The following is a 25,233-nucleotide window of genomic DNA, read 5'->3' as shown; positions in this document are numbered from 1 at the left end:
TGCTCAGGCGACGATCACGTGGTGCTCAGGCGGCCCCGGAGTCGGCCGGAGCCCGGTCGGGCGACGCGCTCAGGCCGGACGGGGCCGAGGCGGACCGGCGGCGCAGGACCGCCGGGGCCGTCTCGCGCAGGCCGAGGGACAGCAGTACGACGACCACGGCGCCCGCCGCGGAGATGTACATGGCGGCCTGCAGTCCCCAGGTGTCCGACGCCCACCCGGCGATCACTGGAGCGAGGAAGCCGCCGGCGAGCTCACCGATGCCCATGACCAGTCCCAGCGCGGTGGCGAGCGCGCCCCGAGGCACGGTCTCGGCAGGGATCGTCGCCATGAACAGGGTGAAGCAGCCCAGACCGGTGTACGTGAGGAGAACGAGTACGCCGAGCAGCAGCGGGCTGCCCACGTACATCACGGCCAGCGGACAGACCGCGGCGACGGCGGTGAACGCGATCAGGGTGGCCTTCCGCCCGAAACGGTCCGAGACGGCCGGAGTGAGGAAGCCCCATATGACCCAGGCGACCCCGAAGCAGGTCATGACCGTGCTCATCGTGCCCGGCGAGAAGCCCTTCACCGTGGTGAGGTACACCGGGGTGAAGGTGACGATGACGAAGAACCAGGTCATGTAGGCGCAGGAGATCAGCACGCACAGGACGATGTTGCGGTGCCCGAGGATCTCACGGATCCCCGGTTTCCGGTCGGCCGGAGCGCAGGCCGCGCCGACCGGCGCGGTCTCCGCGGCCGCCACGACACCGCCCGGCGGCACCTCCTTCACGGACCGCCAGATCCAGAGGGCGAGCAGCATGCCCGGGACGACGGTCACGAGGAACGCGGTGCGCCAGTGGTAGTGCTCCGCCACCCACACGACCACCAGCGGGCACAGGATGCCGCCGAGCAGGCCGGCCGAGGAGCCCTGCAGCAGTCCCATGTTCAGCCCGCGCCTGTGCTCCTGGGACGCCTCGACCATCAGGGACTGCGCCGACGGCAGCACGGCGCCCTCGGCCGTTCCCATCAGGGCACGCGCGACCAGCAGCGCCGCGAACCCCGCGACCAGACCGCCCACCGCCGAGAAGGCGGAGAACAGCAGCACGGCGGCGATGATGACGGGCTTGCGTCTGCCGAGCCGGTCCACCAGTCGGCCCGAGAACATCCCCGACAGCGCCCAGGCCAGGGCCAGCACGCCGGAGAGTGTGCCCAGTGCGGTGTTGGACAGGTGGAAGTCCTTGTTGATGAACGGGATGAGGAAGAGCAGTGCTTGCCGGTCGAAGAAGACGAAGCCGAAGGTGAGGAACAGGATGAGGAGCAGTTTGTTCTCGTAGCGGCGCGCCGCGCGGTCCGCGCCACGGTCGGAGCCGGGCAGGGGAGTCGGGTCGAGCATCATTGCCTCGCTTGCGGGCTTGAGTGGTGTCCCTGAATGGCACGGGCGGCCGGACTCGTGGGGGAGTCGAGGGCCGGAGCGGCCTGCGGCGCTGTCTTCGTGCGCCGGGGCGCTCGTGCCGGAAGACCGCCGACCGGCGACTGGACGAAAGACGCACGGCCACGGGCGGAATTCCTGTCGGAAGGGTGCGCCCGGCGGAGCCGACAAGCTTGCCGTGGTGTGCACGGGTTCTTGTGAAGCCGGGCATGGCTGCCACGCCCGGCCGACTACACGTACGCGGTGGTACGCGCCTGCCGAGGGCTCACCCCGTATGCCGCCTTGAAGGTGTGGCTGAACTGGGCCGGGTCGGGAAAGCCCCACCGGCTGCCCACGGCGCCGACGGGCAGATGGGCGAGCGCGGGATCGGTGAGGTCGCGTCGGCACCGGGCAAGGCGCCGCTCCCGGATCCAGCCGGAGACGGTATGCCCCTGCTCGGCCAGGAGTTTGTACAGGTAGCGGCGGGAGATGTGGTGGGCGGCCGCGATTCGGTCCGGGCCCAGTTCGGGGTCGGCCAGCCGCTGTTCCATGAACGTGAAGATGCGCTGTCTGAGCACCTCCCGCCCGTCGGCCTCCAGGGCGCGGGACGCGCGGCTGTGCTGTGCGAGCAGGACGCCGACCAGGTCGACGGCGCTGTCGGCGACCTGGGGTGTGCCCAGGTGCTCCAGTTCCCGAACCTGGCCGGCGAGGCCGCGCAGGAGGGGCTGGACCACCGGACCAAGCCCTTCACGGCACGAAATGGCGGTGGCGTTCAGGAGCGCCAGTTCCTGATCGGTCAGCCGTAGCAGGGCGCGGGGGAACATCAGCACGAGCATGCGGTACGGCAGGTCGAAGTCGAGGCTGTACGGCTGGCGCGTGTCGTAAACAGCCAGCTCACCGGGGCCGAGCTCGGCCTGCCGGTCTGCCTGGGCCAGTCGGCACCGGCCCGCCAGTTGGAGGCTCACCTTGACGAAGTCGGGCTGGTCGGCGGCGATGTGTCGGGGAGTGTGGATGACACCGTGCGGCTGCGCGGTCACGACGGACACCTGTACGGCGCCGAGGTGTGCGGTGTGCAGGGACGCGTGGAAGTCGCAGGCATCGCCCGGCAGAGCCTCCAGCGGTACGAAGCTCCGGCGGACGGTCTCCCGCCAGAACTCGAAGCGCCCGGCGGACGTGTCGTCCCGTGGCGTCGTCATCGACGGCATGGTGGTCTCCTTCGCGGATCGGGAGCCCGCGGGTCGGGGCTCCCGGGTGACTCAGCCGAGTCCGTCCGCGCCGACCTGCACGGCGGACTCGTCGAGCAGGGCGTCGGAGACGGGCTGCGGCCGTCCGTTCAGGTCGAGGACCGGGGTGGCCTCCTTGTACCAGGACTCGATCACGGCGTTGCCCCAGAAGTCGCGGCGTCGGTCGTCCTTGACGTTCCAGCGGTACGTCTCGTGGTCGGGGTCGCCGGTGTAGTAGTCGGAGGTGTAGATCTCGACCCGGTGTCCGTCGCAGTCGCGCAGGTAGAGGTAGAACGCGTTGGAGACACCGTGCCGGCCGGGGCCGCGCTCGATGTGGTGTTCCTTGCGCAGGGCGCCGAAGATGTCGGCGCTGCGCAGGACCTGGTGGGATTCGTGGGTGGCCACCCCGAGGTGGTGCAGGCGCGGGCCGGCGCCGCCGGTGAAGGCGACGTCGTGGACGGTCTGCTTGCGGTACATCCAGGCCGCGTACAGCTCGTGCTCGTCGCCCTCGATGGTTTCCGAGCAGCCGAAGCCGAGGGACTTGTAGTGGGCGTAGGCGGCCGGGATGTCGGGGGTGCAGATGTTGAAGTGGTCCAGGCGGGCGATCTCGGCGCCGCGGCGGAGGTCGTAGCGTTGGATGAGGCGCTCGGCGCGGTCGATGTCGTGGAAGAACTCCACGGGGAAGCCGAGCGGGTCGATGACGCGCACGGCGTCACCGATGCCGTGGGTGCCCTCGCCCTTCTTCACCCGCTTGACCGGGCGGCCGAGTTCGGCGAAGAACTTCTCCGCATTGTCGACGTCCTCCGGCGTGCGGACCCGGTAGGAGATGTGGTCCAGGGCCGCGATCTCACCCTTGCGCAGTACCAGGGAGTGATGGGTGAGCTCGTCGGTGCCGCGCAGGTACAGCGACTCGGCGTCCTCGTACTGGAGGTGGAAGCCGAGCATGTCGACCCAGAACCAGCGGGCCGCGCCGAGGTCGGTGACGGCGAGCTGGGCGTAGGCGGACCGGATGACGTCGGGTGCCGGGGTGCTCATGAGATGGCTCCGAAACGGGGAGTGTGGACGTCGCCGAGGGCGACGTGGACGATCTTCGATTCGGTGTAGAAGTCGATGGAGTGCGCGCCGCCCTCGCGGCCGACGCCGGAGGCCTTGACCCCGCCGAAGGGGGTGCGCAGGTCGCGGACGTTGTGGGAGTTGAGCCAGATCATTCCGGAGTCGACGGCGTGGGCGATGCGATGGCCGCGCTTGAGGTCCGACGTCCAGATGTAGGCGGCAAGACCGAACTGGGTGGCGTTGGCCAGCTCGATCGCCTCGGCCTCGTCGTCGAACGGGGCGACGGCGACGACGGGGCCGAAGATCTCCTCCTGGAAGATGCGGGCGTCGCGCTCGACGTCGGCGAAGACGGTGGGCTGGAGGTAGTTGCCGTCCGGCAGATGGTCGGGGCGGGTGCCGCCCGCGACGAGGCGGGCCTCCTTCCGGCCGGTCTCGACGTAGCTCAGGACCCGTGCGTAGTGCTCGGGGTGGACCAGCGCGCCGACCTCCGTGGCGGGGTCGGCGGGCAGCCCGACGCGGACGTTCGCCGCCCGTTCGGCCAGCCGACGGGTGAACTCCTCGTACAACGGGCGCTCGACGAGGACCCGTGAACCGGCGGTGCAGCGCTCGCCGTTGAGGGAGAACACCCCGAACACGACCGAGTCGAGGGCGGCTTCGAGGTCGGCGTCGGCGAACACGATGGCCGGGGACTTGCCGCCCAGCTCCATGGAAGTGGTCTTCAGGTGCTGGGCGGAGGAACGGATGATGTGGCGGCCGGTGTCGGTCGACCCGGTGAAGGAGATCAGCGGCACGTCCGGATGGTCGACGAGTGCCTGGCCGGCCTCCTCACCGATGCCGTGCACGATGTTCACCACCCCCGCCGGGACGCCGGCCTCGGCGAAGATCTCCGGCCACAGCGACGCGGACAGCGGGGTCCACTCGGCCGGCTTGAGGACCAGCGTGCAGCCGGAGGCCAGGGCGGGAGCCAGTTTCCAGCTCTCCAGCATGAACGGGGTGTTCCAGGGCGTGATCAGCCCGGCGACCCCGACCGGCCGGCGTACGACGTAGGAGAACTGCTCCTCGCCCTGCCGGAACGCCTCCTCGCCGAGCGCGACGATGACGTCCGCGAAGTAGCGGAAGTTCTCTGCCGCGCGCCGGGCCTGCCCCTTCGCCTGGGTGATCGGCAGTCCGGAGTCGTAGGACTCGAAGTCGGCGAGCTGGTCGTGGCAGGCCTCGACAGCGTCGGCGATGCGGTACAGGGTGTTCGCGCGGGCCCGGTTGGACAGACCGGCCCACTGGGGGAACGCGGCGCCCGCCGCGGACACCGCGCGGTCGATGTCGCCCGCCGCACCGCGCGCGGCCTGCGTGTAGGGGGTGTTGGACACCGGATCGGAGACGTCGAACGTCTGCCCGTCGACGGAGTCGACGAGCTCACCGCCGATCCAGTGCCGGATGACGGAAGGCAGGTTCTCAGGGGTCACTTCTCGGTTCCGATCTGTGCGGTGAGGTCGCCGCCCTCCGCGAGCAGCGCGCGGATCTTGGACAGGCCCTGCTCAGTGGGGGAGACCAGCGGTGGGCGGACGAAGTCCGAGGCGATACGGCCCTGTTGGGCGAGCACCCACTTGGCGGGGGCGGGGTTGGTCTCGACGAACAGCAGGTCGACCAGCGGGTGCAGCCGGTAGTGCAGGTCACGCGCGGCGTCGAAGTCGCCCGCCTCCCACAGCTCGTACATCCGTGCCACGGCGGTCGGGGCCAGATTGGACACGGCCGACACGAACCCGGCACCGCCCAGCGCCAGCAGCGGCAGACACAGCAGTTCGATGCCCGACCACACCAGCAGTGAACGCCCGCACGCGTGCAGCACACGCGAGAAGTGCTCGAAGTCCTTCGTCGTCTCCTTGACCCCGACGAAGTTGTCGAAGTCGGTGAACAGCCGCTTCACCGTCTCCGGGTCGATGTCCACGGCGGTGCGGGAGGGCACGTTGTAGGCGACGATCGGCAGGTCGGGAAACTCCCGGGCCACCGTCGCGTACCACTGGTAGAGCGCCTCCTGCGTCGGGCGCGCGTAGTACGGCGTGATCACGAGAGCCGCGTCCGCACCCAACTCCTGAGCGGCAGCGGTGAGTTCGAGGGTCTCGTCGAGCTTGTGGGAACCGGTGCCGGGCAGGAACGGCACCCGGTCGCCGATCTCCGCCACCGCCGTTCGCATGGCCGCGATCCGTTCGGCGACGCTCTGGGCGCTCGGCTCGCCGGTCGAACCGCCCAGCGAGATGCCGTGCGAGCCGGACTCGATCTGGAAGCGGATCAGGTCGCTCAGGCTGTCGTGGTCGACGGCGCCCGCCGCGGTGAACGGTGTGACGACCGGGGTGATGGACCCCCGGATTCCCGACGGATCACTGCGGAACTTCATTGTGTCTCTCCCTTGCACCAGTTCTGGTAGGCGTCCCGCCAGGCCGGCCCCAGCGGATACAGGCCTTCGACGCTCTCGCCCGCCGCGACCCGCTCGGTGATGAAGCGCTCTTGGCGCTCCTGCTCCCGGCAGTCGACGATCAGTTCCTCGACGAGGTCCGGCGGGACGACGATCACGCCGTCGGAGTCCCCGACGATCAGGTCCCCGGGCTGGACCAGGGCGCCGCCGCAGGCGATCGGTACGCCGGTGTCCCACGGGACGTGCCGGCGGCCGAGGACCGAGGGGTGGGCCCCGGCCGCGTACACCGGCAGGCCGAGGTCCGCGATGGCGGCGGCGTCGCGCACGGCACCGTCGGTGACGACGCCGGCCGCCCCGCGCTTGAGGGCCCTCAGCGCGAGGATGTCGCCGAGTGTGCCCGCGGTTGCGTCGCGGCGGGCGTCCATCACCAGGACATGGCCGGGCCGCACCTCCTCGATCGCCCGCTTCTGGGCGTTCATGCCGGTGCCGTACCGCTTGAACAGGTCTTCGCGCAGCGGCAGATAGCGCAACGTGTGGGCGACACCCACCATCGTCCCGCCGTCGGAGCCGACCGGTCGTACGCCGTCGACGGACATGTGCGGCAGGCCGCGTGCGCGCAACTGGGCGCTGAGCGTGGCCACGGCGACCGAGCGCAGTCCGTCCGCCAGGCGCGGGTCGAGCAGCGGCTCCCGTAGGTAGGCGGAGCCGTATGCCGACTCGCGCTCGGCTTCGTCGCTCCTGGGCATGGCCCCGTAGGGAGCGAGCGGGTCGCCGTCGGCGATCGGGTTGCGCAGCCGCCCGGTGGACAGCTCCCCGCACGAGACCTCGACCTCGACGAGGTCACCGGGGCGGACGACCGAAGCGCCGGCCGGCGTACCGGTGAGGATCACGTCCCCAGGCTCCAGGGTGACCAACCGGGACAGGTCCGCGACCAGTTGCCCGAAGGGAAACAGCAGCGTGTCCGTCGTGTCGTCCTGCACCAGCTCGCCGTTGACCCAGGTACTCAGCCTCAGCCCGGCCGGGTCGACCTCGCGGGCGTCCAGCAGCCGTGGCCCCAGGGGCGTGAACCCGTCGGCGCCCTTGGAACGGAGGTTGGAGCCCCGGTCGGCGTACCGCAGGTCGTACACGCCCGCGTCGTTGGCGGCCGTCACCCAGCGGACGTACGACCAGCCGTCCTCCGGCGCCACGCGCTGGGCACGCGAGCCGATGACGAGGGCGATCTCCCCCTCGAACCCGAGGAGTTCACAGCCCGCCGGCCGGACGATCGCTTCCTTGGTGCCCGCCAGTGACGACGGCGGCTTGAGGAAGTACGACGGCTGGGCGGGGATGCGGCCCCGCTCCCTGGCTCGGCTGCGGTAGTTGAGGTGAACGGCGATGACCTTCGATGGGGGATTCCCCAGCGGGTGCGTCATCAGGAACGCTCCAGGCTGTGCCGATTCAAGAAGTCCTGCACCTTGGCCTTGTACGGCTCGCGGTCGTAGGACTTCACGTACGCGCCGGCCATGCGGACCGGGTCGCCGAAGAAGTAGTACTCGTACAGCGCCTGGCGGCCGGAGAACGCGGAGATGCAGGTGTCCCACACGAGCCGGAACAGCCTGACGCGCTCGGAGCCGGTCAGGGTCGCGGACTGCAGGTACGCCTCGATGTCCTCGGCGGCCGGGCCGTTGATGTCGAGCTCGGTCGGGGTGGCCATCAGGCCGGAGGCGCCGAGCTTGCGCAGGATCTGCGGGAAGCGCTGGTAGAGCTTGGGGTAGAGGTTGCGGGCCGCGTTGAGCGGGGCGAAGGCCGGGGTGAGCACGCCGTACTCGTTGACCTGGGCGTCGGCCTCGGCGGCGCGCAGGAAGGCGCGGAGCATCTCCAACGTGGTGATGATCTCGGCGATGTCCTCCTGGACGTGCTGGAACTGCTCGATGCCGATGGCCTCGGTGAGCAGCGTCACCAGGCCGAGGATGTACTCGGTCTTGGCGGTGGTGCGAGTGACGACCTGGTGGGTCATGTGCACCACGGACGAGGTTTGCGAGTAGAAGCCGTTGCACAGTTCGGCGTCGCCGATGGCGAAACACCGCTCGTAGGGCACGTGCACGTCGTCGAAGACGACCACGCAGTCCGACTCCTCGAAGCGCGAGGCGAGAGGGTGGTCGTGGCGCGGCCGGTCGTAGTCGAGGGGCTCGCGGGCGACGTAGCGCAGACCGGGGGCGTCGTTGGGGATGGCGAAGGCGTAGGAGTACGGCTTGTCCTCGGGAGTGCCGCGCAGCACGGTCGAGGGGAACACGAGCATCTCGTCGGCGAAGGGGGCGATGGTGGCGAGCATGCGCGCGCCCCGGATCACGATGCCGTTGTCGTCCTCCTTCACGATCCGCGCGGCGAGCTTGCCGCCCGCCTGCTGGGTGCCCGCGACGGAGCGGTTGACCTGCGGCGGGATCAGCGTGTGGGTGCACAGAAGGTCTTCCTCGCGGACCTTCTCGTAGTAGCGCAGGACGTTCTCGCCGAAGGCCGGGTTGGCCTGGGCGAACCAGTCGGCGGCCGAGGCGAGGGCCATCAGCGAGCTGTTCATGTAGTCACCGGTGCGGCCCAGCATGCCGTTGCTGTGGTCGGCCCACACCTTGAACGCCTTGCGGCGCTTGGTCAGGTCCTCCGGGGTCTTCGGGGTGAGGAAGGAGGTGCCGACCGGCTCACCGGAGGTGGGGGAGGTGTAGGTGAGGGTGTCCTTGTGCTCGGCAGTGTGCTGGAGGTCGTACAGCTCCGCGTAGGTGCGCACCACGTTGCGGAACGCGGGGTGATCCTGGATCCCTCCGGTGACGGTCTCGCCCTGGATGTGGACGGTGGGGCGGGAGGCGGAGAGTCGCTCGAGGTATTCCTTGCCGGTGCGTGCGGCCATGTTCGTGCTCCTGAGATGTGCGTGTCCGGGAGAGGGCAGGTCAGATGAGGTGTTCGATGCCGTCGGTGGCCTCGGCCGCGGTACCGAATCGGCTCCAGGCGTAGGTGAGCGCGTCGCCGTCGCGGTGGCCGAGGTCGGTGACGCGGCCGAGGACGAGGGTGTGGTCGCCGCCGTCGTGGGTGCGCCAGGGCTCGCACTCGACCCAGGCGAGGGGATGCGCGAGACGCGGGACGCGGGCGCCGTCCACCCAGCGGGGCTCGGCCGCGCCCTGGGCACCGGCGAACTGCCGGGCCACGGCCTCTTGTTCGGCACCGAGGATGTTCACACAGAACGGCCGGTCGAGCAGTTGGTCGTGGCAGCGGGCGCGCCGGGCGACGCTGATCAGCACCAGCGGGGGCTCGGCCGAGACGGAGGTGAAGGAGTTCATGGTGGCGCCGCGCGGTCCGTCGTCTGCTTCGTACGTCACGACGGTGACGCCGGTGGCGAAGCGGGACATGCAGGCGCGCAGGGTGCCGGGGTTCGGGGGAGCGAGGGCTTCGGGCATGGGTGACTCCCTTGGCAAGGCCCGGTCGGGCATCGGGCGGGATGCCCCGTAGTCCGACTGGTGCCACGAGGAGGGGTGAATGGGGATGTAAGGGGACCAAAGCTTGTAATCAATGCTTTGATTAATTCGGGACCGTACCTTCGGGAACGTTGCTTGGGAACCCCTCGCGGCAAGGTTTCTGCTACTCGCCGGCAACATTGCGGAGGCGGCGGCCGACACATCCTTGTGCAGCAGCGGACCAGGCGGCAGGTGGCAGGCGGACGCCGACGCAGGAGGTGCCGGGAGCGGACGGACCGCTGGCGGGGTCGACGGCCTACACTCCGGATGTGCCCCAGGACCAGCCGGACAACGAACAACTGCACTTCTGGTCGTTCATCGACCACGCGATCTCGCACACCACCCGGGACCTTCCGGACCTGGACCCGCTCGCCATGCGCCTGGTGCTCACCCTCCACCGCGCCGCGAACATGCTGGTCTACGATCTGGAATCCACTGTCCACCGGCCACGCGGGTGGTCCTGGGCCGGCTTCCGGGTGCTCTTCGCGGTCTGGCTGACCGGGACGGTCGAGGCCAAGAAGGTTGCCGAGCTGTCCGGGATGAGCCGTGCCGCCGTCTCCGCGTTGGTCGCCACACTGGAGCGGGACGGCCTCCTCTCCAAGGAGCGCGCCCCGCACGACAAGCGTGCCGTTCACCTGACCCTGACCGCGCAGGGCCGGGAAGCGATCAGTGAGGCCTTCCGCGAGCACAACGCGCGCGAGCAGGAATGGGCGGGCTCGCTGAGCAGGGAGGAACAGGCAACGCTGATCGCCCTGCTCGAGAAGCTGACAGCGCACTCAGTGCACTTCGAAGCGCGTCATCGCGCGTGACGCAGCCGCCGAATGGATCACCGCACGCCTTCGCCGCCGGCCTGGAACCACCAACCCCCACCTGCTGGCCGGCCGGCAGTCCGCCATGTACGTCGGCCACCCGCCGATCAGCACCAGCATGTTCGACCACGCTTCGCGCGGGTCGCATCGGTCCACGACTGTGCCCGCGCGAGCTGGTCGAGTTCGTCGACGATCTTCTGTGCCTCACGGCTGATCTTCAGTAGTCCGGGATCTGGGATCGCTTTCCAGAACCGTTCCGGCCCAGGGAAGAGTTCGAGTTGAGCAGGGTCGATCAGGTGCTCGGACCAGAAGCGGGGCCGTACGGTAACGGTCGACGACCTTGGTGTCGCCGCGCTCGAACACGCCCTTGAGGGCCTGGACGGCGACGGACTTCTCATGCACCGTCGTCGGCTTCGGGCAGTGCGTCCGGGGTGCCGCGATCGCCGCTGGGGCGGTGGTCACGACGGCGACGGCCGCGGTGACGACAGCGGCGACCAGGGCACGCCGGGAGGGCTTGCGGGTGGTGCTCATGGTGAGCGGTACTCCTGTTCCTTTGGGGGAGGAAGTGGCCGGCGGCCGTGAACGCCCGGTCAGGCGGGGAACGCCGAGCGGGCCAGGGCGCCGAAGTCGAGTACGTGGGTGGTGCCGTTGACGCCCCGGGCCAGGTCGGAGACGAGGTAGCAGACGGCCGCCGCGATCTCCTCGGGCCGGTGTACGGGGAACGGCTGGCCGTCGAAGCCGCTCTCGGTGAGGCCGAGGTCGGTGCGGGACATCGGGGTGTCGACGATGCTGGGGGCGACACAGTTGACGCGTGTCCCGTGCGGGTCAAGATCGGTGGCCAGTGCCTTGGCCGGCATGAGGACGCCCCTTGGAGGCGCAGTAGCGTGCCCTCGACCGGACGCTCCGGACGAGGGCACGCGCATCCCCGCCCACAGCCTGCGGGAGACCAGCCACCCGATCCTGCCCTGCCTCGGAACCGCACCGGGACCCGCTGGAAATCTCTCTCCGGTGGAGTATTCGGTCATCCGGCGCTGTCGGAGCCGCCAGAGCTTCGCATTCCGCGACCGTCCTTTGCCCCAACTCGCGGCGGGCTTCCGCCACAGAGGGCGCCGTGCGCCTTTTTCAGTGTCTCTTTGGGTAGGACGTTGGATCGCCTCGTCCTGCGTGCCGAAGCCCGCCTCTTCGCGCCGCTTGCCCAGAGCGTCCCTGAAACGGATCGTGTATGGGTGCGCGCAACGGGTCGGTTTGCCGCAGTCGTGCTCCTTGAAGAACGACCCCATGCCGCGGGCGAGCTGTCGAGCCACGTAGCGAACCGCGCCCCAAGCTGACCATGTGCTGACCCGGGCGGCTCCATCATGCCTATGACCTGCATAGATGACCAAGCGTTAGATCTTGGCTTGGTCTTCGAGTCGAAGGCATGCCGATGTACAGTGAACGACGCCCCTGACCTGCAGGAAGCTGGCGGGGAGCCGTCTTCTAGGAGTCCAAAGTGCTGCGTACTCTGTTCAAGTCCAAGATCCACCGAGCCACCGTCACCCAGGCCGACCTGCACTACGTGGGATCGGTGACCATCGACGCGGATCTCCTCGACGCCGCCGATCTGCTGCCCGGTGAGCTCGTCCACATCGTCGACATCACCAACGGCGCCCGGCTCGAGACGTACGTCATCGAGGGGGAGCGCGGCTCGGGCGTGATCGGCATCAACGGTGCCGCCGCCCATCTCGTCCACCCCGGAGATCTGGTGATCATCATCAGCTACGCTCAGGTGACCGACGCCGAGGCGCGGGCGCTCGTACCCCAGGTCGTGCACGTGGACCACGACAACCGCATCGTGGCGCTGGGGGCCGACCCGTCCGAGCCGGTGCCGGGTTCGGACCAGGAGCGCAGCCCACAGGCGGTGTCGGCCTGACCTGCTCGACGACCTTCGGACCAGGAGCGTGCCCATGAGCGACATAGAGATCCGCGACGACCGACAGGCCGGCCGGCTCGAGGCCCTCGGTTCCGGGGGAGGCGAGGTCGTCGGCCACATCCAGTACTTCGTCCTCGAATCACCGGCGCGCGCCCTGGTCCCGGTCCACACCATCGTGGAACCGGCCCACGAAGGACAGGGCATCGCGGGCTCCCTGGCCCGCGAGCTCTACACCATCGCGGCTCGCGAGGGCATCACCGTCGCCCCGCTCTGCCCGTACGTCGTCAAGTGGGCCGAGCGCCACCCCGACGAGGCGCCGGCAGCCGACCCGGAACTGCTCCGCGCGGCGCGGGAGTGGCTGGTGGCCCACCCCGAGGGCTTCTGAGCGGGCGGGTCCGAAAGCCGCGATCACGCCGGCCTCGCGCACCGCGCCGCGCCGGGCCGCATCGCGCCGTGCCGTGCCGTACGTCGAGACCCCCTCCCCGCACCCGGAGCCACCCCGAGCACACCCACGCGGGCCACGCCCGTCACGCGGGTGGGTGACTGGCGGGAGGGCTCACGGGTACGCGGGGGAGTAGTCCAGAGCCGACGTCGACCGATTGGCTGGAGGACCCCATGACCAACCCGTATCCCGACCCCGTCCCACCGGGTCCCACTCCGGGCCCCGGCCCGGTCCCCACGCCGCCGGGCCCCACCCCGGAGCCCCCGTCACCCCCGGACCCGGACCCGACTCCGGGACCGGGCCCGGTCCCCGACCCGCCGCCGTCCCCGGTCCCGCCGGGCCCTGAACCGGTACCGAACCCGGAGCCGGGGCCACCGCTCAGCTGACGGCAATCAACGTGAACACAGTGGAGGAGGGCCACCGAACGGTGGCCCTCCTCCACGTCAGGGCGAAGCTCAGCCCGTCACCTCGGACCGGTCCCCGCCCCACAGCGTGTGGAAGGAACCGTCGCGGTCGGTGCGTCGATACGTGTGCGCCCCGAAGAAGTCCCGCTGCCCCTGCGTGAGCGCCGCGGGCAGCCGCTCGGCGCGCAGTGCGTCGTAGTACGCCAGCGCCGCCGCGAAGCCGGGCGTCGGGACACCCTGGCGGGTCGCCGCGACGATGACCTCGCGCCAGTCGTCCTGGGCGTCGGCGATCTCCTGGGCGAAGGTGTTGTCGGAGAGCAGGCTGGGCAGGTCCGCGCGGGTGTCGTAGGCGGACCGGATGCGGTCGAGGAAGGCCGCGCGGATGATGCAGCCGCCGCGCCAGATCGCCGAGACGGCACCCAGGTCGATGTCCCAGTCGTACTCCTCACGGGCGGCCGCGATCTCGTGGAAGCCCTGCGTGTACGACACGATCTTCGAGGCGTACAGCGCCTGCTCGACACGGTCCGCGAAGGCCCCGGCCTCCGCCTCCGACAAGGGCGACGCCTTGGGCCCGGCGAGACCGCGGGACGCCTCCCGCAGCTCCGCGTGACCCGACAGCGACCGCGCGAAGACCGCCTCCGCGATGCCCGACACCGGGACACCCAGGTCCAGTGCGATCTGCACGGTCCAGCGGCCCGTGCCCTTCTGCTCCGCCTGGTCCACCACGACGTCCACGAACGGCTTGCCCGTCGCCGCGTCCACGTGCGAGAGCACCTCGGCCGTGATCTCGATCAGGTACGAGTCCAGGCGGCCCGTGTTCCAGGTGCGGAAGATGTCGGCGATCTGGGCGGGGGAGTACCCGGCCACGTCCCGCAGCAACTGGTACGCCTCGCCGATGAGTTGCATGTCGGCGTACTCGATGCCGTTGTGGACCATCTTCACGAAGTGCCCGGCGCCGTCAGGACCGACGTGCGTCACACAGGGCGCCCCGTCCGCCGCCTTCGCGGAGATCTTCTCCAGCATCGGGCCGAGAGAGTCGTACGACTCCTTCGGGCCGCCCGGCATGATGCTCGGTCCGTGCAGCGCGCCCTCCTCGCCGCCGGAGACGCCCATGCCCACGAAGTGGATGCCCTGCTCGCGCAGTTCGCGCTCCCGGCGCCGGGTGTCCGCGAAGTGCGCGTTACCGCCGTCGATGATCATGTCGCCGGGCTCGAGCAGCGGCGCGAACTCCTGGATCACCGCGTCGGTCGGCTCACCGGCCTTCACCATGATGACCAGCCGGCGCGGCCGCTCCAGCGCCGCCACGAACTCCTTGGCGGTCTCGGCCGCGATGAAGTCGCCCTCGCCACCGAACTCCTCGACCAGGGCGTGCGTGCGCGACGCGGTCCGGTTGTGCAGGGCGACCGTATAGCCGTTGCGGGCGAAGTTGCGGGCCAGGTTGCGGCCCATGACCGCGAGGCCCGTGACGCCGATCTGCGCTGTTGTGCTCATACCGCCTGCTCCCAAAAGATCCTGTGGATCGCGTAGGTCATGTGTCGCTGCTGCCGGTCGTGCTTGTCAGTATCGTCCACCGGTCATCCTGGCCTGTCGGAGGACTGTCCGCACACCAGGGATACGGTTCGGGCGCCTCGTTGCGTTCAGCGGGAGACGCCGGTCCGGCGCGCGCCCCTACGCGGCTGATTGCCGTCTTGTCATGGCCTGTTCGCCGCGCTTACTTTTGCCCCTCCTGACGCATGTTGTAGGGGGAGGCCTCCATGGCCGTACGGGGCCGGCACCGCCGGTATCAGCCGAACAGGATCAACCGCGCCTCGCTCACCGTCACCGCGGGCGGCGTCGGCATCGCGGTCCCGCTCATCGGCGCCGGCACCGCCCATGCGGCCGACGTGGACACCTGGAACAAGGTCGCCGCGTGCGAGTCCAGCAGCAACTGGAGCATCAACACCGGGAACGGCTACTACGGCGGGCTCCAGTTCACCCGGTCCACCTGGGAGGCCTACGGCGGCACCCGGTACGCGGGACGGGCGGATCTGGCCACCAGGGACCAGCAGATCGCCGTGGCGGAGAAGGTGCTGGACGGACAGGGACCGGGCGCCTGGCCGGCGTGCTCGGTGCGGGCCGGGCTCACCCGTGGGGGCTCCGCCCCGGACGTCCAGCCCCTCACCAAGAGGACGGCCTCCGTAGCGGACGTACAGCCGCAGACCACCCCGCAGTCGCGGGCCGGGTCCGCCGAGATGTACACCGTGGTCCGCGGCGACTCGCTCTCCCGGATCGCCGACGCCCAGAAGGTCCGGGGCGGCTGGCGGGGGCTGTACGCCACCAACCGGAGGACCGTCGGGGCCGACCCCGACCTGATCCTGCCCGGTCAGCGGCTCAAGCTGCGCGGCACCGCCGGAACGACCACCACCGACCGGACCTCGACGAAGAAGACCTCCTCCGACACCGCGGAGAAGACCGAGAAGACCGAGAAGGCCGCGGACACCGGCCTGGTCGCTCCCGTGAACGCCTCCCTCGGCACGCCCTACCGCAAGGCGGGCTCCGCCTGGTCGAAGGGCTACCACACCGGTGTCGACTTCGCGGTGCCCACCGGGACGTCCGTGAAGGCGGTCGCGGCCGGCAAGGTCGTCACCTCGGGGTGGGGAGGCTCCTTCGGCTACCAGGTGGTGATCCGGCACGCCGACGGCCGCTACACGCAGTACGCCCACCTGTCCGCGATCTCCGTGAAGGCCGGGCAGAGCGTGGGCGGCGGGCAGCGCATCGGCCGCTCGGGCTCCACGGGCAACAGCTCGGGCCCGCATCTGCACTTCGAGGTGCGGACGGGGCCCGGCTTCGGTTCCGACATCGACCCGGTGGCCTATCTCAGGGCCGGCGGTATCAGGATTTGACACGGGTGCGGTGCCGGTCCAGGACCGGCACCGGGATGTACGCGGCGCCGTAGAAGGGGCCGTAGTACGCCGGGGGCTCGTCGCCCAGCTTCTCCAGGAGTTCGTCGGAGGTGCTGTCCGGCAGCGCCTCCGGAGCCGTCGGTGAGGCGGGGGCCGGGACGAGGATCTCCTCGCGCAGGGCGGCGATCTCCTCGACGAGTACCCCCTCACGGAGGACGGCCGCCGCCGGCTCCTCTGCGGGTGCCGGGACGAACCCGTCCTCGCCGTCGAGGACGACGGGCGCCGCGGGCTCCGGCTCGGCGTGGGTGCGCTGGATCCGCTCCGTCGTCAGCAGGATCAGGCCGCCGGCCGCCACCACACCGCAGCTCAGGGCGAGCGCGGTGCCCGTGGCGCCGTAGCGGAAGGTTTCTCCGAACATCGTGATGCCGACCGCCGCCGCCACCACCGGGTTCACGACCGTCAGGGTCGCCAGCGGGGCCGCGAGACCGGCGCCGCGGTAGGAGGCCTGCGACAGCATCAGCCCGGCCGTCGCCAGGACGCCGATCGCCGCCAGCGAGGGCAGGTCCGCCGCCGACACGCCACCGCTCCAGTCGACGGCGACCGTCTTGGTGAACACCGAGGACATACCGAACGCTATGCCGGACGCGGTCGCGAGCAGCACGCTGCGCACCACCGGGTGCCGGTGCGCGGCCCGTCCCGCGATCATGAGCGCGACCACCGCGGCGGCCGTCAGCAGACCGGCGAACACCCGCTGGGCCGTGCCGAGGGACTGGGCGTCGGACGCGCCCACCAGGGAGAGCAGACCGGCCAGACCCACCGTCGCCATGATCGCGCCCCGCCAGGCGGTGGCCCCGGCCCGGCGGCCGACGAACAGCGCGGCCATCGGCAGCGCGAACACGATCGTCAGGGCGCCCAGCGGCTGGACCAGGCTGAGGGGGCCGTAGGCGAGCGCCACCACGTGCAGCAGTCCACCGAGGCTGATCAGCGCGACAGCCGCCCACCAGCTCGGCCGGCGCAGCGGAGCGTACTGCTCGTCCGGGTGCGACACCGCGACCTGCTCCTGCACGATCGCTCCGCCCGCGTAGGCGACGGCGGAGACGAGGGAGAGGAGCACGGACAACGCGAGGGCACTCATGAGCTGCTCCTCTGCGTGAGGCGGGGGCTGGCTGCCCGGCGCGACGAACGGTCGTCTTCCATGACCAACACGATGCCGGGAAAAGTTCTTCCCGTCGTCGTACCTGAGCAGGCAATGGGTCCTACTGCCGATGGAGTACAAAAGGGTCCGTGTCCTCCCCAAGGCGGGTGACACGGGGTGGAGGCCCCCTGGTGGGTACCCCTACGGGCCCTGGTACTACTGCTGGTCGTGGACCTGGACCCTGATCTCGTGGCGCTGCGACCGCTCGGCGCCTTCTTCGTACTACGGACGATCGGCGGCACTCCCGGGACAGCGCGCCCGGCGCTGCCGACCCTCGCACAAGTCTACGAGCATGGGGCGCCGGAAGTTTATGGAAATACCCTGACTTTTCGTGTCCGGAAGGTCGCCGGGGCCCTGCGTGCCCCCGAACTCCGGATCGCGGCCTCCATCGCCCAGCAGGGCCTCGCGGCCCGGCTGTGGTCGGTGGCCCTCGGCTGCGCGGCCCGGTACGGCCGGATCCCCGACCTGGCGCCGCGCCGGCTGCACTGGGACCCCGACGCGAGTGCCCCCGACGACCTGTGGCTGGATGCCGTGGAGCCGCTGCCGGGCGACGCCGGGACCATCGCCGACGTCGTCCTGCACGGCCACCTCGAACCGCTCACGGCGGCGCTGCACGCCGAGTACCGGCTCGCCACCGGACTGATGTGGGGCAACGCCGCCTCGGCCCTCGTGGGCGCCGCCCGTCAGCTGGGCCACCGTCCGGACCTCGCCGCGCGCGCCCGTGACCTGGCCGCGGAACTCCTCGCCCACCCCCTCCTCGCCGGAACCGGCACGCTCACCGGCACCGCCTTCCGCCGCCGCAGCTGCTGTCTGTACTACCGGGTGCCGGAAGGTGGCGTATGTGGTGACTGTTGCTTCACACGAGCCCCGCGCCCTTCCCCGCGCGGCGCATCTGGGTGACCATGAAAGCCAACCAACCGCTGAGACAGGGGGTTCCGGGTGCGTGTGGGCCTGCTGACCCGGGAGTACCCGCCGGACGTGTACGGCGGTGCCGGTGTGCATGTCGAGTTCCTCGCCCGGGAGTTGAGGTCCCTCGTCGACCTGGACGTGCACTGCTGGGGCGAGGTGTCCGTCAAGGAGAGAGCGGCGGGCGTGATCCGGCACCGGCCCTGGTCCGGGCTCGACACCGCCAACGACGCGCTGCGCACCTTCTCCGTGGACCTCTCCATGGCCGCGGGCCTCGAAGGCCGCGAGCTGCTCCACTCGCACACCTGGTACGCCAATCTCGCCGGCCACCTCGGCAAGCTGCTGCACGGCATCCCGCACGTGATGACCGCCCATTCCCTGGAGCCCCTGCGCCCCTGGAAGGCCGAGCAGCTCGGCGGCGGATACGCCCTCTCCAGCTGGGCCGAGCGCACCGCGATCGAGACCGCCGACGCGGTGATCGCCGTGTCGGGAGCCATGCGCGAGGACATCCTCGGCTGCTACCCGGCGCTGGATCCGGCCAAGGTCCACATCGTGCACAACGGCATCGACACCGCTCTGTACCGGCCCGACCACGGCACCGACGTACTGGACCGGATCGGACTGGACCGTGAGCGTCCGTTCGTGCTGTTCGTGGGCCGTATCACCCGCCAGAAGGGCGTGCCGCACCTGATGCGGGCGGTCCGGGACATCGACCCGGCCGCGCAGGTCGTGCTGTGCGCGGGCGCGCCGGACACTCCCGAGATCGACCGGGAGTTCCGCGAGCTCTTCGAGGAGCTGAGCCGGGTCCGCGAGGGCGTCCACTGGATCCCGCAGATGCTGCCGCGCCCCGAGGTGATCCAGCTCCTGACCCACGCGGCCGTCTTCGTCTGCCCCTCGGTGTACGAACCCCTCGGCATCGTCAACCTGGAGGCGATGGCCTGCGGAACCCCCGTGGTGGCCTCGCGGGTCGGCGGTATCCCGGAGGTAGTGGACGACGGCAGGACCGGCCTGCTCGTCACCGTGGACGACGCGTTCGAGACGGGCCTCGCCAGGGCACTCGACTCAGTGATCGGCGATCCGGAGACCGCGCGGCGGATGGGCGAGGCGGGACGTGAGCGCGCGGTGGGCGAGTTCGGCTGGGACGCCGTCGCGCGGCGCACGGTCCGGCTGTACGAGGAGATCCTCAAACAGGCGTACTAGGCCCCTCGCAAGGGCAGTGATGGGTCAAACCAGGGTGAGGAGAGCGGCCATGCGTCGTGGCGGACCTTCGGTGCTCGGCATCGTACTCGCGGGCGGAGAAGGCAAACGCCTGATGCCCTTGACCACCGACCGCGCCAAACCGGCGGTCACCTTCGGAGGGACGTATCGCCTGGTCGACTTCGTCCTGTCCAACCTCGTCAACGGCGACATCCTGCGCATCTGTGTGCTCACGCAGTACAAGTCGCACTCGCTCGACCGGCACATCACGACCACCTGGCGGATGTCGAGCCTGCTCGGCAACTACATCACGCCGGTGCCCGCCCAGCAGCGCCTCGGGCCGCGCTGGTACCTGGGCAGCGCGGACGCGATCCTGCAGTCGCTGAACCTGCTGTACGACGAACGTCCTGAGTACGTGGCGGTCTTCGGCGCCGACCATGTGTACCGCATGGACCCGCGCCAGATGCTCGCGCAGCACATCGAGTCCGGCGCGGGCGTCACGGTGGCCGGGATCCGGGTCCCGCGCTCGGAGTCCCCCTCGTTCGGAGTGATCTCCCCGGGCTCGGACGGCCTCACGGTGGAAGGCTTCCTCGAGAAGCCGGCCGACCCGCCGGGGCTGGCGGACGACCCGGAGAGCGTGTTCGCCTCGATGGGCAACTACATCTTCACCACCAAGGCCCTGATCGAGGCGCTCCAGCGGGACTCCGAGGACGAGCACTCCGTCCACGACATGGGCGGCTCGATCCTGCCCCAGCTCACCGAGCGCGGCGAGGCGCAGCTCTACGACTTCAGCGCCAACCACGTCCCCGGCGAGACCACCCGCGACCGCGGCTACTGGCGTGACGTGGGAACCCTGGACGCCTACTACGACGCCCACATGGACCTGATCGCCGAGCGCCCCGCCTTCAACCTCTACAACCGGCAGTGGCCCATCTACACCCATTCGGGCCAGCTCTCCCCGGCCCGCTTCAACTCCGGCGGCATCGCCAGCGAGTCCATCATCAGCGCGGGCTGCCTGATCCGGGGCCAGGTCACCCGGTCCGTGCTCTCGCCCGGTGTCCTGGTCGACCCGGGGGCCGTGGTCCAGGGCTCGGTGCTGCACGACAACGTGAAGATCGGCCGGGGCGCCGTGGTCCGCGGTGCCGTCCTCGACAAGAACGTCGAGGTCCCGCCGGGCGCGACGATCGGCGTGAACCCGGAGCGGGACGCGGAGCTGTACACCGTGTCCAAGGGCGGGGTGATCGCGCTCGGGAAGGGACAGCTGGTGTCCTGAGCGGCGGTGGGGTCAGTCCGGTGGCCGCTGGGCGGTGAAGTTCTTCATGATCACCTCGTTGGTTCGGCGCAGCTCGTCCGAGGGGCTGATCTGGAGGTATTCGCTGCCCGGCTCGGTGTGGATCGGCACATGCCCTGCTGGGGCGTAGAACGCGTCGCCCTCGCGGTAGATCTCGTCGTGGTCCGCGTAGTGCAGGGTGAGTTCGCCCCTGAAGACGTAGCCCCAGTGCGGGCACTGGCAGCGGTCGTCGGGCAGCCCCTTGAGCAGCGGCCGGTGGTCGATGTCCTCACGGAACGTCACGAAGTCGACCGTGTAGTCGCCGAACTCCTCGGCGCGGTCGACGACCGCGCCGTAGTCGCCGCCCTGGGTGGCCGTGTCGCGGGAAACCTTCGGCATCTCCATCGCCTTCTTCCGGCAGGGGAGGGTCCTGCTGTCAATTCTCCGCGTACTGCGCGTCGACGGCATGCGCGGCAGGCTTGTCATGTCCCTGGACGGAAGCCGGAATCCGTGTTGTCATGCCACTTCCTGCCCATGACAACGTTGTTATGGAGGCTTCCGTGCACAGCAGGCACCTCACCCGTCTCAGAGCCCGGCTGGCGTTACTGTTCGCCGCCCTCCTCGGTCTCGCCGGTCTGACCGCGAATCCCGCCCTGGCCGACGATCCCGTCGAGGCCCGTGGTCTCAAGGGCGAGTACTACACGCAGTCCGCTCCCGGCGCCTTCGACTTCCACGAGCTCAAGGCGACCACCTTCGACCCGAACCTGGACTTCGACAACCTGGAGCCCCGGCTGGCCGCCGCGACCGGCCGTTCGGACGACGTCAGCGTCCGCTGGACCGGCAGGCTGGTGCCGACGGCCTCCGGACCGCACACCTTCTCGGTCATCGGCGACAACGGCTTCCGTCTCTGGATCGGCGGACAGCTCCTCATCGACCACTGGGTCGACGACTGGGACCGCGAACAGACCGCGCAGCCCGTCGAGTTGACCGCCGGAGAGTCCTACGACATCAAGGTCGAGTACTTCGAGCACTACGGCGGCTCCAACCTCCACCTGCGCTGGGTCCGGCCCGGCGGAACCCAACAGGCCGTTCCGCAGTCGGCGTTCCGGCTGCCCGAGGGCTACGACTACGACGGACCGGTCGCGACCACCGTCCTCGCCACCGGCCGCACCCTGAAGCTCGACTTCGCCCAGCCCCTCGCCGCACCGCCGGCCGCGCTCACCGACCACCTCCAGGCGGTGATCGGCGGCGCCAAGTGGCCCTTGGGTACGGCGAAACAGGACCCGGCGGACCCCCGTGTCCTGCTCGTCACCCTCGCCGAACCCGTCGTGGGCAACAGGACCGGCACCGCGCGCGGCACGGCCGACCTCCGCTACGACGGCGAAGCCGGGCTCACCAGTGCCGACGGCAACGTTGTCAGCGCGTTCTGGAGCAGCGGGCCCAATCGCTCGACGTACGAACTGCGCACGAAGTGGGCCGACGAGGTGGGGCCGGACAACGCCCACCCCGAGTACCCGCGGCCGCAGTTGACCCGTGAGGCGTGGCTGGGCCTCAACGGCCGCTGGCAGTTCGCCGCCGCCGAGGCGGGTGAACGGCCGCCGGTGGGCAGGAACCTGGCCGAGCGCATCCTCGTCCCGTACCCCGTGGAGTCGCAACTCTCCGGCCTGGAACGGCACGAGGACCGCATGTGGTACCGCCGCACCTTCACCGTCCCGGCCGACTGGCGCATCGGCTCCGGCAAGCGCCTCCAGCTCAACTTCGGGGCGGTCGACTGGCGGTCCGAGGTGTACGTCAACGGGACCAAGGTCGCCGAACACACCGGCGGCTACGACAAGTTCGGCGCCGACATCACGGACGCGCTGAAGCCCGGCCGTACCCAGGAACTGATCGTCGGCGTGTACGACCCCACCGACGCGACCGACGGCGAGAACCCGCCCCTCGGCAAGCAGCGTCTCGACCCGAGCGGCATCTGGTACACCCCGTCCTCCGGGATCTGGCAGACCGTCTGGATGGAGCCGGTCGCCCTTGACCACGTCGGCTCCCTCAAGCTGACCCCCGACGTCTCCGCCGACCGGCTGACGGTGGAGGCACAGGGTGTCCGGGACGGCGTAGCGATCACGGCGACGGCGTACGACGGAAAGCGGAAGGTCGCGACGGCCCGCGGGCGCACCGGCGGACCGCTCACCCTGACCATCGAGAACCCGCGCCTGTGGTCGCCGGATGATCCGTTCCTCTACGGCCTGAAGGTGACCGTCGGCGCCGACCGCGTCGGCAGCTACTTCGGGATGCGCTCCATAGCCGTCGAGAACGTCAACGGCACCCCGCGCACGGTCCTCAACGGCGAGCCCGTCTTCATGATGGCCACCCTCGACCAGGGCTTCTGGCCCGACGGCCTGCACACCGCGCCCACCGACGAAGCCCTGGCATACGACCTGAGGGTGCACAAGAAGCTCGGCTTCAACGCTGTCCGCAAGCACATCAAGGTCGAGCCCGACCGCTGGTTCTACTGGGCCGACCGGTTGGGCCTGATGGTGTGGCAGGACATGCCCGCGATGACCGCGGGGGTGAATCCGGGTCCCGCCGCCCGCGCCGAGTACGAGCGCGAGATGAAGCAGATGATCGACGATCACATCAGCAGTCCGTCGGTCGTCATGTGGGTGACCTTCAACGAGGGCTGGGGGCAGTACGACATCGGACGGATCGCCGAACAGGCCAAGGCCTGGGACCCGACCCGCCTGGTCGACAACCAGTCGGGTCTCAACCTCGGCGCCGACGGCAACGCCGGCGACATCATGGACGAGCACGGGTATCCCAGTCCCGCCCTGCCGCCTCACCCGGACGGCAGACGCGCCCTGGTCAGCGGTGAGTACGGCGGTCTGGGTCTCGCGGTCCCCGGGCACGCCTGGTCCGTCCAGCAGTCGTACGTCGACGTGGATCCGGCGACCTACACCGACGACTATCTGGCCAAGCTCGACGAGGTGCGGGCCCTGGCCTGCCGAGGCGGCAACGGGGCCGTCTACACCCAGATCTCGGACGTCGAGGGTGAGCTGAACGGGCTGCTCACCTACGACCGCAAGGTCCTCAAACCGGACGTCGAGCGGGTCAGGGCCGCGCACCGTGCCCTGATCCGGGACGCGCCCCGGGCGATTCCGGCAGGGTGTGTGTCAACCGACGGATGATTGCATTCGCACCATGTGTCCCGCCCCTTTCGACTGGGGGCGGGACTTAATCTGTTGTTAACTGTGCGTAGCTTGATCGTACTTGACCGTAATCGCCGGAGGGCGATTGACTGCTGGCCCACCCGTTGTCGGACGCGAGGCAAGCCATTGACTTCTGACCTGCTCGCCCCTCTCGACCTGGCGTTCTGGAACATGGAATCCGCCGAGCACCCGATGCACCTGGGAGCGCTCGGCGTCTTCGCGGCGCACTCGCCCACCGCCGGCGCGCACGCGGCCGACCTGCTCGCGGGCCGGGCCGCCGCCGTGCCCGGCCTCAGGATGCGGATCCGGGACGTGTGGCCGCTCGGCTTCCCGTACGCCTTCGGGGGAGCCGCCCGCGTACCCGACCCGGACTTCGACCCGCTGCGCCACGTCCTGCTGCACGCCCCGACCGCCGACTTCCACACCGAGGCCGGCCGGCTCATGCAGCGGCCGCTCGACCGCGAACGGCCGCCATGGGAGGCGCACGTGCTGCCGGGGGAGGACGGAGTCTCCTTCGCCGTGCTCTTCAAGTTCCACCACGCCCTGGCCGACGGACTGCGGGCCCTGACGCTCGCCGCCGCCGTCCTGGACCCGATGGACCTGCCCGTGCGCAAGCCGCGCCCCGCGGAACCCGCGAAGCCCCTGCTCCCGGACGTGCGCAAACTGCCCGGGCGCGTCCGGTCCGCCGTCTCCGACCTGGGCCGTGCCCTCGACATCGGCGCATCCGTCGCCCTGTCCTGCGTGGGCGTGAGCTCCTCGGCCGCCCTCGTCTCCGAGCCGAGCGGCACCCGCCGCACCGCCGGAGTCGTCGTCGACCTCGACGACGTGCACCACGTCCGCAAGGCCCGGGGCGGCACCGTCAACGACGTCCTGATCGCCGTCGTCGCGGGCGCGCTGCGCCGCTGGCTGGACGAGCGGGGGGACGGCAGTGCGGGCGTGGCGCCCCGCGCCCTGATCCCCGTCTCCAAGCGCCGTCCGCGCACCGCGCACCCGCAGGGCAACCGGCTGTCCGGGTACCTGATGCGGCTTCCGGTCGGCGACCCCGACCCGCTGGGCCGCCTGGACACGGTCCGCACGGCCATGGACCGCAACAAGGACGCCGGCTCCAACCGCGGCGCGGGCGCCGTCGCCCTGCTCGCCGACCACGTCCCGGCCCTCGGCCACCGCCTCGGCGGCCCCCTGGCCGGCCAGGGCGCCCGGCTCTGGTTCGACATCCTCGTCACCAGCGTCCCGCTGCCCGGCATCGGCCTGAAGCTCGGCGGCAACCTGGTCACCGAGGTCTACCCCTTCGCCCCGCTCGCCCGCGGCCAGTCCCTCGCGGTCGCGATCTCGACGTACCGGGGACAGGTCCACTACGGCCTCGTGGCGGACGCCGAAGCAGTGCCTGACCTGGACGTCCTCGCCCGGGCGCTGTCCGCGGAGGTGAAGGAACTGCTGGCTGCCTGCGGTTCTTGATCGTTCCGGATTGCG

General features: G+C 70.3%; 22 protein-coding genes. 9 read left to right on the top strand and 13 right to left on the bottom strand.

Annotated features, from left to right (window positions below; translation table 11 throughout):
* Positions 1-25: 25 nt before the first annotated feature.
* From OG841_RS06490 to OG841_RS06455, 8 genes are all read right to left on the bottom strand, one after another.
* Positions 26-1,372, bottom strand: a complete 1,347-nt coding sequence (locus OG841_RS06490; RefSeq protein WP_371563973.1) for an MFS transporter — start codon at positions 1,370-1,372, stop codon at positions 26-28.
* 266 nt (positions 1,373-1,638) lie between these two features.
* Positions 1,639-2,592, bottom strand: coding sequence for a helix-turn-helix domain-containing protein (locus OG841_RS06485; protein ID WP_365118720.1), 954 nt, complete (start codon positions 2,590-2,592; stop codon positions 1,639-1,641).
* Between the two features lie 51 nt (positions 2,593-2,643).
* Entirely contained in the window at positions 2,644-3,645 is a 1,002-nt protein-coding gene (gene hpaD, locus OG841_RS06480; RefSeq protein WP_328642338.1) for a 3,4-dihydroxyphenylacetate 2,3-dioxygenase, read from the bottom strand.
* The gene (gene hpaE / locus OG841_RS06475; RefSeq protein ID WP_328642339.1) at positions 3,642-5,123 is read right to left on the bottom strand and encodes a 5-carboxymethyl-2-hydroxymuconate semialdehyde dehydrogenase; all 1,482 of its coding nucleotides are present in this window, start codon (positions 5,121-5,123) and stop codon (positions 3,642-3,644) included. The genes hpaD and hpaE overlap by 4 nt, the downstream gene beginning before the upstream one ends.
* Positions 5,120-6,052 (bottom strand): 4-hydroxy-tetrahydrodipicolinate synthase, encoded by a 933-nt coding sequence (gene dapA / locus OG841_RS06470; RefSeq protein WP_371563969.1) that lies wholly within the window; start codon positions 6,050-6,052, stop codon positions 5,120-5,122. Before dapA ends, hpaE begins: the two co-directional genes overlap by 4 nt.
* Positions 6,049-7,482 carry a fumarylacetoacetate hydrolase family protein gene (locus tag OG841_RS06465; protein ID WP_328642341.1) on the bottom strand — a complete coding sequence of 478 codons (1,434 nt, stop codon included), beginning with the start codon at positions 7,480-7,482 and terminating at the stop codon, positions 6,049-6,051. Before OG841_RS06465 ends, dapA begins: the two co-directional genes overlap by 4 nt.
* Positions 7,482-8,948, bottom strand: a complete 1,467-nt coding sequence (gene hpaB / locus OG841_RS06460) for a 4-hydroxyphenylacetate 3-monooxygenase, oxygenase component (RefSeq protein ID WP_365118718.1) — start codon at positions 8,946-8,948, stop codon at positions 7,482-7,484. Before hpaB ends, OG841_RS06465 begins: the two co-directional genes overlap by 1 nt.
* Positions 8,949-8,988: 40 nt before the next feature.
* Positions 8,989-9,492: a flavin reductase family protein gene (locus OG841_RS06455; protein ID WP_328642343.1), complete on the bottom strand. Its 504-nt coding sequence runs from the start codon at positions 9,490-9,492 to the stop codon at positions 8,989-8,991.
* 326 nt (positions 9,493-9,818) lie between these two features.
* Here OG841_RS06455 and OG841_RS06450 point away from each other — a divergent pair, with 326 nt between their 5' ends.
* The gene (locus OG841_RS06450; RefSeq protein WP_327342689.1) at positions 9,819-10,358 is read left to right on the top strand and encodes a MarR family winged helix-turn-helix transcriptional regulator; all 540 of its coding nucleotides are present in this window, start codon (positions 9,819-9,821) and stop codon (positions 10,356-10,358) included.
* 204 nt (positions 10,359-10,562) lie between these two features.
* On the opposite strand, the gene OG841_RS06445 is transcribed toward OG841_RS06450, so the two are convergent.
* Positions 10,563-10,889, bottom strand: a complete 327-nt coding sequence (locus tag OG841_RS06445) for a hypothetical protein (RefSeq protein ID WP_328642344.1) — start codon at positions 10,887-10,889, stop codon at positions 10,563-10,565.
* A gap of 59 nt (positions 10,890-10,948) precedes the next feature.
* Positions 10,949-11,215: an SDR family oxidoreductase gene (locus OG841_RS06440; RefSeq protein WP_328642345.1), complete on the bottom strand. Its 267-nt coding sequence runs from the start codon at positions 11,213-11,215 to the stop codon at positions 10,949-10,951.
* 632 nt (positions 11,216-11,847) lie between these two features.
* On the opposite strand from OG841_RS06440, the gene panD reads away from it, so the two are divergent.
* Both panD and OG841_RS06430 read left to right on the top strand, forming a co-directional pair.
* Positions 11,848-12,267 carry an aspartate 1-decarboxylase gene (gene panD, locus OG841_RS06435; RefSeq protein WP_328642346.1) on the top strand — a complete coding sequence of 140 codons (420 nt, stop codon included), beginning with the start codon at positions 11,848-11,850 and terminating at the stop codon, positions 12,265-12,267.
* Between the two features lie 34 nt (positions 12,268-12,301).
* Positions 12,302-12,652: a GNAT family N-acetyltransferase gene (locus tag OG841_RS06430; protein ID WP_328642347.1), complete on the top strand. Its 351-nt coding sequence runs from the start codon at positions 12,302-12,304 to the stop codon at positions 12,650-12,652.
* Between the two features lie 512 nt (positions 12,653-13,164).
* On the opposite strand, the gene gndA is transcribed toward OG841_RS06430, so the two are convergent.
* On the bottom strand, positions 13,165-14,604 hold the full coding sequence (gene gndA / locus OG841_RS06425; protein WP_371563965.1) for an NADP-dependent phosphogluconate dehydrogenase: 1,440 nt from the start codon (positions 14,602-14,604) through the stop codon (positions 13,165-13,167).
* A gap of 263 nt (positions 14,605-14,867) precedes the next feature.
* Here gndA and OG841_RS06420 point away from each other — a divergent pair, with 263 nt between their 5' ends.
* A complete protein-coding gene (locus OG841_RS06420; protein ID WP_371563963.1) occupies positions 14,868-15,995 on the top strand; it encodes a transglycosylase family protein in 1,128 nt (375 codons plus the stop codon).
* Here the strand turns inward: OG841_RS06420 and OG841_RS06415 are convergent.
* Positions 15,985-17,130 (bottom strand): DMT family transporter, encoded by a 1,146-nt coding sequence (locus tag OG841_RS06415; RefSeq protein WP_328642350.1) that lies wholly within the window; start codon positions 17,128-17,130, stop codon positions 15,985-15,987. The two genes, OG841_RS06420 and OG841_RS06415, sit on opposite strands and share 11 nt — an antisense overlap.
* Before the next feature lie 210 nt (positions 17,131-17,340).
* On the opposite strand from OG841_RS06415, the gene OG841_RS06410 reads away from it, so the two are divergent.
* Genes OG841_RS06410 through glgC form a run of 3 tightly spaced genes read left to right on the top strand, consistent with a single transcriptional unit; the run spans position 17,341 to position 20,566 of the window.
* Entirely contained in the window at positions 17,341-18,090 is a 750-nt protein-coding gene (locus tag OG841_RS06410; protein ID WP_328643728.1) for a (2Fe-2S)-binding protein, read from the top strand.
* A 39-nt stretch (positions 18,091-18,129) separates the two neighbouring features.
* Complete coding sequence (gene glgA / locus OG841_RS06405; protein WP_371563961.1) at positions 18,130-19,296, top strand: glycogen synthase; 1,167 nt, start codon at positions 18,130-18,132, stop codon at positions 19,294-19,296.
* Positions 19,297-19,345: 49 nt separating this feature from the next.
* Entirely contained in the window at positions 19,346-20,566 is a 1,221-nt protein-coding gene (glgC, locus tag OG841_RS06400) for a glucose-1-phosphate adenylyltransferase (RefSeq protein ID WP_311716074.1), read from the top strand.
* A 12-nt stretch (positions 20,567-20,578) separates the two neighbouring features.
* On the opposite strand, the gene OG841_RS06395 is transcribed toward glgC, so the two are convergent.
* The gene (locus OG841_RS06395; protein WP_371563959.1) at positions 20,579-20,962 is read right to left on the bottom strand and encodes a hypothetical protein; all 384 of its coding nucleotides are present in this window, start codon (positions 20,960-20,962) and stop codon (positions 20,579-20,581) included.
* A gap of 149 nt (positions 20,963-21,111) precedes the next feature.
* Here OG841_RS06395 and OG841_RS06390 point away from each other — a divergent pair, with 149 nt between their 5' ends.
* Both OG841_RS06390 and OG841_RS06385 read left to right on the top strand, forming a co-directional pair.
* Positions 21,112-23,742: a PA14 domain-containing protein gene (locus OG841_RS06390; RefSeq protein ID WP_371563957.1), complete on the top strand. Its 2,631-nt coding sequence runs from the start codon at positions 21,112-21,114 to the stop codon at positions 23,740-23,742.
* Positions 23,743-23,889: 147 nt separating this feature from the next.
* Entirely contained in the window at positions 23,890-25,218 is a 1,329-nt protein-coding gene (locus OG841_RS06385; RefSeq protein WP_328642354.1) for a wax ester/triacylglycerol synthase family O-acyltransferase, read from the top strand.
* The last annotated feature ends 15 nt before the right edge of the window (positions 25,219-25,233 follow it).

This window comes from Streptomyces canus (assembly GCF_041435015.1).
In the GTDB taxonomy this organism is placed as follows: Bacteria; Actinomycetota; Actinomycetes; order Streptomycetales; family Streptomycetaceae; genus Streptomyces; species Streptomyces canus_G.
The sequence above is the reverse complement of the archived record's forward strand: the minus strand, read 5'-3'. Positions and strand labels throughout refer to the sequence as shown.

Bases quoted from the DNA above. Each gene is read 5' to 3' on its own strand.
- OG841_RS06490 (WP_371563973.1), bottom strand. From the start codon at position 1,372: ATGCTCGACCCGACTCCCCTGCCCGGCTCCGACCGTGGCGCGGACCGC.
- OG841_RS06485 (WP_365118720.1), bottom strand. From the start codon at position 2,592: ATGCCGTCGATGACGACGCCACGGGACGACACGTCCGCCGGGCGCTTC.
- hpaD (WP_328642338.1), bottom strand. From the start codon at position 3,645: ATGAGCACCCCGGCACCCGACGTCATCCGGTCCGCCTACGCCCAGCTC.
- dapA (WP_371563969.1), bottom strand. From the start codon at position 6,052: ATGAAGTTCCGCAGTGATCCGTCGGGAATCCGGGGGTCCATCACCCCG.
- OG841_RS06465 (WP_328642341.1), bottom strand. From the start codon at position 7,482: ATGACGCACCCGCTGGGGAATCCCCCATCGAAGGTCATCGCCGTTCAC.
- hpaB (WP_365118718.1), bottom strand. From the start codon at position 8,948: ATGGCCGCACGCACCGGCAAGGAATACCTCGAGCGACTCTCCGCCTCC.
- OG841_RS06455 (WP_328642343.1), bottom strand. From the start codon at position 9,492: ATGCCCGAAGCCCTCGCTCCCCCGAACCCCGGCACCCTGCGCGCCTGC.
- OG841_RS06445 (WP_328642344.1), bottom strand. From the start codon at position 10,889: ATGAGCACCACCCGCAAGCCCTCCCGGCGTGCCCTGGTCGCCGCTGTC.
- OG841_RS06440 (WP_328642345.1), bottom strand. From the start codon at position 11,215: ATGCCGGCCAAGGCACTGGCCACCGATCTTGACCCGCACGGGACACGC.
- OG841_RS06430 (WP_328642347.1), top strand. From the start codon at position 12,302: ATGAGCGACATAGAGATCCGCGACGACCGACAGGCCGGCCGGCTCGAG.
- gndA (WP_371563965.1), bottom strand. From the start codon at position 14,604: ATGAGCACAACAGCGCAGATCGGCGTCACGGGCCTCGCGGTCATGGGC.
- OG841_RS06420 (WP_371563963.1), top strand. From the start codon at position 14,868: ATGGCCGTACGGGGCCGGCACCGCCGGTATCAGCCGAACAGGATCAAC.
- OG841_RS06415 (WP_328642350.1), bottom strand. From the start codon at position 17,130: ATGAGTGCCCTCGCGTTGTCCGTGCTCCTCTCCCTCGTCTCCGCCGTC.
- glgC (WP_311716074.1), top strand. From the start codon at position 19,346: ATGCGTCGTGGCGGACCTTCGGTGCTCGGCATCGTACTCGCGGGCGGA.
- OG841_RS06395 (WP_371563959.1), bottom strand. From the start codon at position 20,962: ATGCCGAAGGTTTCCCGCGACACGGCCACCCAGGGCGGCGACTACGGC.
- OG841_RS06390 (WP_371563957.1), top strand. From the start codon at position 21,112: ATGGAGGCTTCCGTGCACAGCAGGCACCTCACCCGTCTCAGAGCCCGG.